Below are 12,624 nucleotides of genomic sequence, written 5' to 3'. Positions count from 1 at the left end.
GGTTCATTCCTCCATGATCTTATCCAGCGTTTCCATAAACGTCTGCATCTGTTCTGGCGTGCCAATGGTGATGCGCAGCCAGTTCTGGATGCGGGGCGCGTCAAAATGGCGCACCAGAATGCCGTTTTTCTTCAACTCTTTGTAGAGTGTTCCGCCGTCTTTCCGGTCGGTACTTGCAAACAGGAAGTTGGAGCGGCTGTCCAGCACGGCAAAGCCGCGCTGTTCCAGCTGCTGTTTTGTCCATGCGCGGGTGTCCACGATGGCGGCGCGGGTCCTGTCAAAATAAGCGGTATCTTCCAGCGCGGCCTGCCCGGCCTTCAGGGTCAGGCGGTTGATGTTGTAGGGGTTCAGGCTGAACTTGACTCGGTTCAGGTCGGCAATGAGCTTTGCATTGCCCATGGCAAGACCCAGACGCGCACCGGCCAGCTGCCGGGACTTGGAAAAGGTCTGCACCACCAGCAGGTTCTCGTACTGGTCGATGAGGGGCACGCAGCTCTCGCCGCCAAAGTCCACATAGGCCTCGTCCACGATGACCACATTGTTCGGGTTTGCCTTTAAGATGCCCTCAATTTCCGCCCGGGGCAGTGCAATGCCGGTGGGGGCGTTGGGGTTTGCAAGGACGATGGTCTGGTTCAGGCCGTAGTAGTCCTTCGGGTCAAGGGTGAAATCCTCTTTCAGCGGGATGATGTGGCTGGGAATGTGCATCAGCCCACACCACACGCCGTAGCAGCCGTAGGTGATGTCGGCATAGGCCAGCGGGTGGTCTGCGTCGCAGAAGGCACGCAGCGCAAAGAAGAGGTTCTCGTCGCTGCCATTGCCGGGCATGATCTGCTCCGGCTGCAAACCGAAGTGGGCTGCGGCCGCCTTGAGCAGGTCGGCACAGGCGGGGTCGGAGTAAAGGCGCAGCTTTTCCACCTCGTGCTCGCTCACGGCGGCGATCACCGCCGGGGAGGGCAGATAGGGGCTTTCGTTGGTGTTCAGTTTGATGTACTGCTGATCCTGCGGCTGCTCACCCGGGGTGTAGGGGGTGACAGCGGCCAGCGTGGGAGAAAGAAAACGACTCATAATGGTTCCTCCGGCTTATTCTGTTATGGTGAACGGCCTTGCCCTCTCAGGCCGCTTCGCGTCCAGCTCTCCCAAAGGGAGAGCCTCTGGCGAAACCGAAAACTTTGTGTGGACTGCCAAGGGCTCTCCCTTTGGGAGAGCTGGCAAATCCAAAGGATTTGACTGAGAGGGCGAGCCGCCTTTATTTCTCATACCGGATGGTCACGCTGCGGGCGTGGGCGTGCAGGCCCTCGCGCTCGGCAAAATCGGCGATGCGGGGGGCTACTTCGCCCAGCGCTTCCCGGGTGTAGTAGAGGAAGCTGGACTTCTTTACAAAGTCGTCTACGCCCAAGGGGCTGGAGAAGCGGGCGGTGCCGCTGGTGGGCAGGGTGTGGTTGGGGCCTGCAAAGTAATCGCCCAGCGCTTCCGGCACGTTGCGGCCAAGGAAGATGCTGCCTGCGTTTTTGATCTCGTTCAGCACGCCGAAGGGATCCTCCACGCACACTTCCAGATGTTCCGGTGCAATGATGTTGCAGGCTTCAATGGCCTTGTGCAGGTCGGTGCAGAGGATGATCTTGCCGTTGTCGTCCACGCTGGCGCGGGCGATGGCGGCACGGGGCAGCTGCGGGATCTGCACCTCCAGCTCCGCCTGCACGGCCTTGGCCAGCTCCGGGCTGTCGGTGACGAGGACCGGGCTTGCCAGTTTGTCGTGCTCGGCCTGACTCAGCAGGTCCGCCGCCACCCATGCGGGGTTGCAGCCGCCGTCGGCCAGCACCAGAATTTCGCTGGGGCCGGCGATCATATCGATGCCCACCTTGCCGAACACCTTGCGCTTGGCGGTGGCAACGTAGATGTTGCCGGGGCCAACGATCTTATCCACCGCGGGGATGCTCTGGGTGCCGTAGGCGAGAGCCGCCACAGCCTGTGCGCCGCCGGTCTTGAAGATCTTGGTCACGCCTGCGGTGGCAGCGGCGGCAAGGATGACCGGGTTCACCCTGCCGTCCTTTCCGGCGGGGGTGGTCATGACGATTTCGGACACGCCTGCCACCTTTGCCGGGATCACGTCCATGAGCACGGTGGAGGGATAGGCCGCCGTGCCGCCGGGCACATAGACACCGGCCTTTTCAATGGGGGTATATTTCTGGCCCAGCACGATGCCGGGCTTATCGTTCACCACAAAATTCTTGTGCACCTGCTGGCGGTGGAAGCTCTCGATGTTGGCGGCGGCTTCGCGCAGCGTTTCGAGAAAGTAGGGGTCCATGCCCGCAAAGGCTTCGTCGATCTCCTCCTGCGTCACCTGCAGGGCATCGATCTTCGCGCCGTCAAATTTCAGCGCATAATCCTTCAGGGCTTCATCGCCCCGGGCGCGCACATCGGCAATGATGCCGTCCACCACGTCCTCCACGTTCTTTTCCGCGCGGATATCGCGGTTCAAAATCTCTTCGGGCTTCAGCTCGTCAAAGTTATACAGCTTGATCATTTTGCTTCCTCCTTGTTCTGCAGTTCCGCCCGCAGCTTTTCCAGCATGGTGTCCATTTCGGCGTGCTTGAACTGGTAGCTGGCCTTGTTGGCAATGAATCGGGCCGAGATGGGCATGAACTCGGTGACCACCTTCAGGCCGTTCTCCCGCAGGGTGGTGCCGGTCTCCACGATATCCACGATGACGTCCGAAAGGCCCAGAATGGGGGCCAGCTCAATGGAGCCGTTCAGCTTGATGATATCGATGTCCCGTCCCATGGATGCGTAGTAGCTCTTTGCGATGTTGACGAATTTGGTGGCCACCCGCACCGGGCGGCTGGGGTCGTCCTTGTAATCGGCCGGGGCTGCAACGCACATGCGGCATTTGCCAAGGCCGGTGTCCAGCAGCTCGTACACATCGGCAGAAGCCTCTGTGAGGATGTCCTTTCCCACGATGCCCACATCGGCAGCACCGTGCTCCACATAGATGGCAACATCGCTGGGCTTGACGAGGAAGTAGCGGATGCCGGCCTCCGGGTTTTCCACCACCAGCTTGCGGGTAGCGTTGTAGTCCTCCGGGCAGCCGTAGCCGATGCCCGCCAGCAGGTGATACACCTTATCGCCCAGACGGCCCTTGGGCAGAGCCACGTTCAGCATCACCCTGTCGGTGCTGTTCTTCTGCACCGGCGGCAGCGGGGCGCTCAGGCGGTCCAGCTCGTCCAGATAGACCGCAAAGCCGATGGCCCCGGCCCCGGGGGTGAACTTCTGCATCAGCAGGTCGTAGCGGCCGCCCTTGAGCAGGGGGCGGGGCAGGGCTTTCAGATAGCCCTGAAACACAAGGCCGTTGTAGTATTCCATCTCACCGGCCAGCGTCATGTCCAGCCGGATCACGCCGCCCGCCTTTTTCAGCGGCACAGCCAGCGCTTCCAGCTCGGCCACCGCTGCGCGCATGGCATCGTTTTTGCACAGGGCTGCAGCCTTTTCCATCGTTTCGGCATAGGCACCGGAAAGATCCAGCACGCTGCACAGGGTATCGGCGGCATCGGCAAGACCGGCTGCTCCGGCTGCAGCCCGCAGCTCGTGGGCGTTTTTCTCCCGCAGCTTTTCCAGCAGCTTTGCGCGGGCGGCATCCGGCACGCCCAGCGCGTCGAACAGGCCGAACAGGTAGCCCATGTGGCTCACTTCCAGCACCCACTCGGCCCCCAGCGCATCCAGCGACCGCGCCGCCAGACACACCGCCTGCTGCACCTGTGCTTCGCCCACCGCGCCCAGCATCTCAAGGCCCATCTGGCTGATCTCTTTAAAGGTGTGGCTCTCGGCGGAAGGGCGGTAGACGTTCTCGTGATAGTAGTAGCACAGGGTCTCGCCGGGGGTGGGCTGCGCCGTCTTGGCAATGGAGAGGGTCACGTCCGGCTTGAGGGCCAGCAGACGGCCATCCAGATCGGTAAAGGTGATGACCTGCTCGGACGACAAAAAGCTGCGGTTCTCCTGATACAGGCCGTACTCCTCAAACCGGCCCATATGATACTTGCGGCAGCCCGCCGCTTCGTACAAGGCGCGCAGCGCAAAGGAGGCGCGCTCCTTGGGCTGCAGGTTTGCAATGCTGAATTCCATTGTCGGTTCCCCCATTTCTTACTTGAGTTTATTTTACTTTATCTAGGTAAAGTTGTAAAGTAGGAAAGTGACGGTGTTTTCAACTCAATGATACGATTTTTCTGTGCGTTTGTACAGAGGGCGGCTTTGCCGCAGTTCCATTTTGTCTTCCCGCCGCATACAAAGCCGCTGGTGCCCGCCAGACAGCAAAAGCCGGAGCGGCATTACACCGCTCCGGCTTTTGCTGCCAGATGGGGAGAGATGGTCAGGGAAGGCCTCCGGCCGTGTTACAATTCACTGCCGTTGGTCGCGATCACATTTTTATACCAGTAGAAGCTGTCCTTCCGGATGCGCTCCAGCGTACCGCTGCCCGCATTGTCCTTATCCACATAGATAAAGCCATAGCGCTTCTCCACTTCGCCAGTCGAAACGCTCACCAGATCCATTGCGCTCCAGGGTGTGTAGCCAATCAGCTCCACACCGTCATCGATGGCAAGGCGCATCTGCTCGATGTGTTCCCGCAGGTACTGGATGCGGTAATCGTCATGCACCCGGCCATCCTGCAGGGTATCGCGGGCGCCCATGCCGTTTTCGGTGATCATGATGGGCAGGCCGTAACGGTCGTAGACATGGTTCAACGTGTAGCGCAGACCCACCGGGTCGATCTGCCAGTTCCATTCGGTCGCCTTGAGGTAGGGGTTCTTTGCGCCGCCCATGATGTTGCCGGATACCTGCGCTGCGTCCTTCTGTGCAGTCACGCAGTTGGTCATGTAATAGCTAAACGAATAGAAATCCACTGTGCCGCGGCGCAGCAGCTCTTCGTCGCCCGGCTCCACATCAAAGTGGATGTGATTACGCTCAAAGTACCGCTTTGCATAATAAGGGTACACGCCCTTGCACTGCACGTCGCCGGACATGCAGTTGCGCAGCTGATCCTCCTGCTGGGTCAGCAGAACATCCTCCGGGCGGCAGGTGAGCGGATAAACTGTGATGTGGCAGATCATGGTGCCAAAGCGGAACTCCGGGTTGATCTGCCGACCCAGCAGCACAGCCTTTGCGCTGGCAACGAACTGGTTGTGCAGGGCTGCGTAGCGCTTATCCGGGTCGTCCACCTGATGGCTGAAATCTTCTGTACCGTGGTTCAGGATGCCGCCGTGGTTCCAGTTGCCCACTGCCGTGGTCAGGTCGTTGATCTCGTTGAAGGGGATCCAGTATTTTACCACATCTTTATAGCGGCGGAACAGCACCTCCGCAAAGCGCAGATAGCAGTCGATGCTGCGGCGATCCACCCAGCCGCCCATCGCAGTGACCATGTTCAGCGGCATCTCATTGTGATACAGGGTGACCAGCGGCTCAATGCCGTATTTTTTCAGCTCTGCAAATACCTTATCGTAAAACTGCAGACCCGCTTCGTTGGGCTCCGTCTCGGTTCCTTTTGGGAAGATGCGCGGCCAGTTGATGGACATCCGATACACCTTGAAGCCCATTTCTGCAAACAGCGCAATGTCCTCTTTATAATGGTGATAGAAATCGGTGCCGCTGTGGCTGGGATAATAGTTCCGGCTCTCGTCGATCTCAAGCGTAATGCGGCGCGGCAGCTGATGGGTGCCGGCTACCATTGCATCGGCCAGGCTCGGGCCTTTGCCGTCCGCATCCCAGGCACCTTCTACCTGATTGGCCGCCGTTGCACCGCCCCAGAGAAATCCTTCGGGAAAGCTCTTACGACACTGTTCCATATCAAAGCTCCTTTTTAGTAAAATAAATTTGACTAAATCCGGCCTGTCTCCATCAGGCTCATCATTTTTATTCTAGCACGTGCGCGAATGAAATGCAATATATTTCATCGATTTATCTAATTTTTTTGTCAAAGCAAAAAATTGTTCATTATTTTTCAATTTTCTCTTGACATTTCCCTATTGCAATGCTATCCTGATGTCAATGAAATAAATTTCATTCATACACATGGAGGCATTGCGATGAATCAGATCATTTCCACCCCGGCAGCTCCGGCTGCTATCGGCCCTTACTCTCAGGCAATTCAGGCTGGCGGCCTGCTGTTTCTGTCCGGCACCATGCCCATCGATCCTGCTACCGGCGCATTGGCCGAGCCGCAGATCGCCGCACAGGCAGAGCAGGTGATGAAGAACATCGGCGCTGTGCTGCAGGCTGCAGGCTGCACCTTTGAGGACGTAGTCAAAACCACCTGTTTCCTGGCAGACATGGCTGACTTTGCTGCGTTTAACGAGATCTACGCCCGCTACTTTACCGGAAAGCCGGCTCGTTCCTGCGTGGCAGTGAAGTCTCTGCCCAAGGGCGCACTGGTTGAAGTTGAAGTCATTGCTTCTCATTAAAGCAAAAAAGGCACAAAGCCTTTTTGGAATAATGCAAAATCATAAGGAGGCAACAATATGGCAACAAAGGTATCCATCCCGGCTCTGATACAGGCTCTTGGCGGCAAAGAGAACCTTGCACAGGCCACTCACTGCGCGACTCGTCTGCGTGTGACCACCCGCGACAAGAGCAAGATCGATGAAGCCGCTCTGAAGGCGATCCCCGGTGTGCTGGGCGTTGTGAACAACGGCACACAGACCCAGATCATCATCGGTGCCGAAGTAAACAATGTTTACAAGGACTTTATTGCGCAGACCGGTGTGGACGAGGAAGCCCCCATCGATGAGAACCTGGATCTGAAGGATGAGCTGAAGAACAAGAAGGGCAAGCTGCTGACCCGCTTCTTTGAGACGGTCGCCGCTATCTTCAACCCCATCGTTCCCGCTCTGGCCGGCTGCGGCTTCCTGTCCGCACTCATCTGCATCTTCATGGCGCTGGGTTTTGACTCCTCTGCTCCCACGTTCAAAACCATCATTGCCATTTCCATGGCCATCTTCACCTTCCTGCCCTTCCTGCTGGCAGCCAGTGCAGCCAAGGTATTTAAGATGAACATGTTCGTTGCCATGACCATCTGTGCAGGCATGATGTCCTCCACCTGGTCCGGTCTAATTGCCGACGGCGTGTCCAGCTACAGCTTCCTCGGCATTCCCTTCCGCGTGATCAACTATTCCTCCTCTGTGCTGCCGGTGGTATTTGCCGTTCTGGTGGCATCCTATATCGAGCGCTTCCTGGACAAGATCATCCCCGGTGCGCTGAAGATCATTCTGGTGCCCGCACTGACTATCCTGATCGCCACCCCCGTCACCCTGATCACCGTCGGCCCGCTGACCTACTGGCTGGGTGAAGAGCTGGCCATCGGCGTCAACTGGCTGTTTGAGAACGGCGGTGTGTTCTCCGGCATCGTCTACGGCGGCATCTACTCCTCCATGGTTCTGCTGGGCATCCATCACGGTATGGTTCCCGTGCTGACCCAAATGCTGACCGCACAGGGCTTCAACTACGTATCTCCCACTTCCGGCGCTGCCAACATCGGCCAGGCCGGTGCCGCCTTCGGCGTGTGGATCAAGAGCCATGATAAAAATCAGAAGGCCAACGCCCTTTCTGCCTGCATTGCCGCCTGCACCGGTATCACGGAGCCGGTCGTCTACGGCGTCACGGTCCCCCTTGGCAAGCCGTTCCTGTTTGCCGGCATCGGCGGCGCAGTTGGCGGCGGCTTTGCCGCAGCCCTTCACCTGAAATCTTTTGCAATGGGCGGCCCGTCTTTCCTGAGCTTCGGCATGTTCACCGGCGGCGAAAACCCCTTCCTGAACTGTGCACTGGTCATGGCCGGTTTTGTCATCGCCTTTATCGTGGCTGCCGTGCTGACCGTGCTGTTCTGGAACCCTGACGAAAAGAAAAAGGCCTGATCGCACTGGAAATTTTCCGGTTTCTGTGATAGGCTGAATAAAACGCAGAACAAAACGGGAGTAACGGTGTTTGCTCCCGTTTTGTCGGTTATAGGAGAAGGCTATGCAAACGATAAAAGAAAAGATGATCCCCGCGTTCCGCGATGCAAACGGCGGCCTGTTTCAGGCCGTGGAAAAGGCCGATGTGGGCAGTGCATATCAGGATCTGGAAAAGCAGGGTGTTGCCTTGATGGGCTGGGCGGATCCCTTTATGCCGGATCGTTCGCTGCCGGAACCGGTAGCAGCTGCCTGGCTGGACGCAGTGCGCGCCGAGAGCGCACCGCACTACACCGCGCCGATCGGCGACCCGGCACTGAAAGCCGCACTGACCAAAAAGCTGAAGCAGCAGAACGGTTTGACTGTGGATCCGGAGCGCAACATCCTGATCACGCCCGGTTCGGACTCCGGCCTGTACTTTGCGATCCTGCCTTTTGTGGGTCAGGGCGATGAAGTGTTGATTCCCTCGCCCAGCTACCCCAACAACTTTCTGGACGTAAAGATCATGGGCGGCGTGCCGGTCGCCGTGGAACTGGATGCTGCGGACGGTTATCAGCTGAGCCGCGCACAGCTGGAAGCCAAATATACTGCCCGCACCCGCATGGTGCTGCTGACCCACCCCAACAACCCCACCACCACCATTTACAACCGTGCCTCGCTGCAGGCGCTGGCCGATTTTGTGCAGGAGCACGACCTGATCCTTGTTGTGGATCAGGCTTTTGAGGACTACACCTTTGGTGCTGAATGCCTGACCCCAGCGGCTCTTCCGGGCATGTTTGAGCGCACAGTGACCGTTTTCAGCTTTTCCAAAGGCATGGGACTGAGCGGGATGCGTGTGGGCTACATCGTCTGCTCAGACCAGATCATGGATTCCATGTACGCCAACGCCGTAGGCGTGATCGGTGCCACCTCCACCTCCGGCCAGAAGGCTGCACTGGCTGCACTGGAGCATCCGGAGTTCATGCAGGAGTTTGCCCGCGCCTATGAGGTGCGCCGCCGGAAGGCTTACGAGATCCTGAACTGCGTGCCCGGTGTCCACATGGCGCTGCCGGAGTCCGGCTTCCTTGGCTGGATCGATGTTTCGGAACTGGGCAATTCCACCGAGATCGCACAGTATCTGGTGACCCATGCACGCGTCTCGCTGAACGATGGTGTCAACTATGGCCCCGGCGGTGCCGGACACCTGCGCATCGTGCTGGGCGTCTACAAGGACGACCAGAAGGTGATCGATGCACTGGAGCGCATTCGGGACGCGCTTTTGGCCTACCCCCGCAAATAAATTCGCGCTTTCCCCTTTTCAATTTCCCCTGTGTCGTGCTAAAATGAAGGGTAGTAAGAAATCAGGCAAGGACAGGAGAGAACAATGGCAAAGGGAATTGGCCCCGTGAAACTGACACGGGCAGATCAGAAGATCCTCAAATCGTATATCCCCACTCTGCAAGGGCTGGCAGCTTATCTTGGCAGCAGCTATGAGATCGTGCTGCACTCGCTGGAAGATTACGATCACTCTGTGATCGGCATCATCAACGGCGAGCACACCGGCCGCAGGATCGGTGCCCCCATCACCGATCTTGCTCTGGATATGCTGGACGAGCTCTCTGCGGGCGGCAAGGCCTCCACGGTGTATTTCAGCCGGAACAAAAAAGGGGAACCGCTCAAATCCACTACCATCGCCGTGCGCGGCGAACATGACCGGATCATCGGCCTGATCTGCATCAATCTGTATCTGAACACCTCTCTGTGCGACATTCTGGACGGGCTGACGCCCGGCACCGTGCAGGCCATGGCCGCGCGGGAGAATTTTGCCGCCGATGCGAAGGAGCTGATCGTTTCGGCGCTGGAACCTGTGCGTGCACGGGTCATGGCAGACGATTCCATTCTGCCTTCCAACAAAAACAAAGCGATCGTAGAGGAGCTGGATCAGAAGGGAATGTTCCGGCTGAAGGACTCGGTGGTTTTTGTGGCCGAGCAGCTGGGCATTTCCCGCAATACGATCTATATGCACCTGCGCAACCATCGCAAGCGTACTGAGAACAACTAAAATGCAAAGGAGCCGCTGCTCCGGGAGAAGTTTCCCCGGAGCGGCGGCTCCTTTCTTTTTTGTTTTTACCCCAGCAGGTCCAGCACACTGGCCTTCGGGCGGGCACCCACGGCCTGACGCACCAGCTTGCCCTGCTCAAACACCAGCAGGGTGGGGATGCTCATCACGCCGAACTGGCCGGCCAGCTCCGGCTGCTCGTCCACGTTCACCTTGCCCACCTTCACATCGGTGCGCTCCTCGGCCACCTCGTCCACAACGGGACTGAGCATGCGGCAGGGGCCGCACCAGCTGGCCCAGAAGTCCAGCAGGACAGGCTTTGTGCTCTGCAGCACCTCCTGCTCAAAATTTTCCTTCGTGATCGTAACAACTGCCATATTTCTACCTCCTGAAAGGGTTCGTTCGTGGTTGTTCTTATGGCATCAGTATACCCAAAACGCCGGGGCTTTTCCGTAACCGGGTCACATTGGGGCGCAAAAAAGCCCGAAGCAGGAAGAAAGAATACTGCTCCGGGCAGGGAAACGCTTATTTCAGTGTTCTGTCAGCAGGGTATCAGACACCGGCCACGCAGTTCTTGCCGGCGATGTAGCCGTAGTAGACGCACAGGCTGTGGCTGATGCCGCGCATGCAGATGGGGTATTCCACTGCGTAGCGGCTGCCCTGCACATTGCCGCAGACATACAGGCCCTTGATGATGTCGCGCTTGGGGCTGGCGGGGTCCTCCTCGGTGAAGGTGTGGCAGTTCTCGTCGCTCTCCAGGCCGCCCACGCACACCAGCATGGAAGTGGTGCCCCACTGGCATGCATAGTACGGGGGATTCTCCAGCGCGAACATCCGGCTTGCGGGCTTGCCGAAGTCATCGTCGGAACCGGCCTTGGCCAGCTCGTTGTAGCGCTCGACGGAAGCCAGTGCATTATCCAGTGCATCGCCCTCAAAGCCGCACTGGGTCAGCAGGTCTTCCAGTGTATCGGCCTTGAACTGGTAAGCCTCGGCCTTTGCGCTGATCTTGGTGTACTGACGGTCGGTGTAGTTGGGGTTGGACTCATCCTCATCCTCGGGGATGATGTAGCACAGGCCGCCGTGGTTTGCGGGCATGTAGGGCACCTCTTCGCCCCACTTGGAGTCGTACAGCTGGAAGGAGGTGCACTCGGGCTGCAGCTCGATCTGGTTTTCCAGCTGCTGGCCGGGGATGCACTCGTTCATGAAACGGTCGCCGCGCTTGTTGATCTGCAGGAAGGGGGTCACGCCCATGCCGCTGCCCATGTGGTGGGTCATCGGTGCGTGGAAATCCTGCACCTTTGCGCCGATCCATGCGCCCATGCGCAGGCCGTCGCCGGTCTCCACGGTCTTGCCCTCCACGTCAACGCCCAGCATACCCATGGCACCCATGTTGGCGATCTTCTTCTCCACGATCTCGGGAGCAAAATGCTTCATGATCTTCTCGTCGCCGGAGTTGTCGCCGGTAGCCAGGATCACGCCCTTGGAAGCGTTGAGCTGGATGTACTTGTTGTCATTCTGTGCGTCGCGGATGATCACGCCGGTCACGCGGCCGTCGCTGTCCTTCAGCAGCTTGGTGCCGAAGCAGCCGAAGAAGGTCTGTGCACCGTTCTCAACGGCCTTGTTCAGGTTGGCTTCCACTATAAAGCCCTGCTGATCCTTGCGGGAAGAGCGGAACTCCATGCTGGAAGGGAAGGTGGGGAACTCTTCGTTGCGGTAATCGTAGTGCTCGGGCTGAGGCCATGCCAGCGGCACCAGAATACCCTTGTCGAACTGCTCCTGGGTCACGGCCTCACGGGTGGAGTCGCAGATGGTCAGCTCGGGGTAAGCCTCGATGAACCAGTCCATGACCTCGTGTGCATGGGAAGCCCACTTTTTCAGGATGGAGCGCTTGTTGCGGTAGGTGCACTCGCGCATCAGGCGGTCGACCACAACATCCTCGTCCACGATGTTCTCACGGCCCCAGCGCTTGTTCAGGCTGCCGTTCAGCAGGGCATACTCGCCGCTGCGGCAGTTGAAGGAAGAGCTCTTTTCCACGATGGCAACTTTTGCGCCCTCCTCGGCAGCCGCACGGGCAGCGCAGACGCCGGACAGACCGGCGCCGATGATGACCACATCAAAGTCCTGGGTCTCACTGGCCTGCACGTCCGGCTCTTCGCCCAGCCAGTCATCGCCGGTATCCCCGGCGGTATCTGCAGCAGGCTCTTCGGAAGCAACGCCCATAGCCTGCTCGATGCAGCTGGCGGCAGCCTTCTTGACCGCGTTGGTGGTGACGGTGGCGCCGGAAACATTGTCGATCTCAGCGTTCTGTGCCGCCATGATGGCATCCTGCAGGGTGGGAGCAGCCACGCCGCCGATGCTCTCGGTCTCGTTGGAAGCATCGATGACCACATCGGTGATAGCGGTCTCGCTGAAGGTCATGGTCACCTTCACCTCGCCGATGCCGGTAGCCGTGCCGGTGTATGTGCCGGGGGTGTAGACGGCATCGCCGGAAGCGGATGCCGCAGTGCCGGAGGAACTTGCGGAGTTGCAGGCAGCCAGAGCGCCGGCGGTGACACCGCTCATTGCGGCGGCAGCGGCAACTTTCAGAAAGCCTTTGCGGGAGATCTTTTCCATCTTGTTTGCTCCTTTTTCTTTCTTCTCTTCTTCTCGTTTCTGCGG

Annotated in this window: 10 protein-coding genes; 4 read left to right on the top strand and 6 right to left on the bottom strand. The window is 58.7% G+C overall.

Annotated elements, in window-relative coordinates:
• Window positions 1-3: 3 nt before the first annotated feature.
• The 4 genes from hisC to ACGHP1_RS00960 form a co-directional block, all read right to left on the bottom strand.
• Window positions 4-1,065, bottom strand: a complete 1,062-nt coding sequence (gene hisC / locus ACGHP1_RS00975) for a histidinol-phosphate transaminase (RefSeq protein ID WP_298638079.1) — start codon at window positions 1,063-1,065, stop codon at window positions 4-6.
• Window positions 1,066-1,246: 181 nt separating this feature from the next.
• Window positions 1,247-2,524 carry a histidinol dehydrogenase gene (gene hisD, locus ACGHP1_RS00970; protein WP_207698777.1) on the bottom strand — a complete coding sequence of 426 codons (1,278 nt, stop codon included), beginning with the start codon at window positions 2,522-2,524 and terminating at the stop codon, window positions 1,247-1,249.
• A complete protein-coding gene (hisG, locus tag ACGHP1_RS00965; RefSeq protein ID WP_390507254.1) occupies window positions 2,521-4,116 on the bottom strand; it encodes an ATP phosphoribosyltransferase in 1,596 nt (531 codons plus the stop codon). Before hisG ends, hisD begins: the two co-directional genes overlap by 4 nt.
• Window positions 4,117-4,382: 266 nt before the next feature.
• Window positions 4,383-5,831, bottom strand: coding sequence for a glycoside hydrolase family 1 protein (locus ACGHP1_RS00960; protein WP_097774576.1), 1,449 nt, complete (start codon window positions 5,829-5,831; stop codon window positions 4,383-4,385).
• Between the two features lie 240 nt (window positions 5,832-6,071).
• Between ACGHP1_RS00960 and ACGHP1_RS00955 the strand changes: the two genes are divergently transcribed.
• From ACGHP1_RS00955 to ACGHP1_RS00940, 4 genes are all read left to right on the top strand, one after another.
• Window positions 6,072-6,446: a RidA family protein gene (locus tag ACGHP1_RS00955; RefSeq protein WP_097781154.1), complete on the top strand. Its 375-nt coding sequence runs from the start codon at window positions 6,072-6,074 to the stop codon at window positions 6,444-6,446.
• A 57-nt stretch (window positions 6,447-6,503) separates the two neighbouring features.
• A complete protein-coding gene (locus ACGHP1_RS00950; RefSeq protein ID WP_097781153.1) occupies window positions 6,504-7,892 on the top strand; it encodes a PTS transporter subunit EIIC in 1,389 nt (462 codons plus the stop codon).
• A 103-nt stretch (window positions 7,893-7,995) separates the two neighbouring features.
• Complete coding sequence (locus tag ACGHP1_RS00945) at window positions 7,996-9,207, top strand: pyridoxal phosphate-dependent aminotransferase (RefSeq protein ID WP_390507251.1); 1,212 nt, start codon at window positions 7,996-7,998, stop codon at window positions 9,205-9,207.
• Window positions 9,208-9,291: 84 nt separating this feature from the next.
• Window positions 9,292-9,969 carry a transcriptional regulator gene (locus ACGHP1_RS00940; RefSeq protein ID WP_097774572.1) on the top strand — a complete coding sequence of 226 codons (678 nt, stop codon included), beginning with the start codon at window positions 9,292-9,294 and terminating at the stop codon, window positions 9,967-9,969.
• A gap of 65 nt (window positions 9,970-10,034) precedes the next feature.
• Here the strand turns inward: ACGHP1_RS00940 and trxA are convergent, their stop codons facing one another.
• Entirely contained in the window at window positions 10,035-10,343 is a 309-nt protein-coding gene (gene trxA / locus ACGHP1_RS00935; RefSeq protein ID WP_097781152.1) for a thioredoxin, read from the bottom strand.
• Window positions 10,344-10,518: 175 nt separating this feature from the next.
• The gene (locus ACGHP1_RS00930; protein WP_097781151.1) at window positions 10,519-12,579 is read right to left on the bottom strand and encodes an FAD-dependent oxidoreductase; all 2,061 of its coding nucleotides are present in this window, start codon (window positions 12,577-12,579) and stop codon (window positions 10,519-10,521) included.
• Between the last annotated feature and the right edge of the window lie 45 nt (window positions 12,580-12,624).

Source organism: Faecalibacterium sp. i21-0019-B1, assembly GCF_042852915.1.
GTDB lineage: Bacteria > Bacillota > Clostridia > Oscillospirales > Ruminococcaceae > Faecalibacterium > Faecalibacterium taiwanense.
Note: the sequence above shows the minus strand (reverse complement) of the source record. Positions and strands in the feature narration are given on the sequence as shown.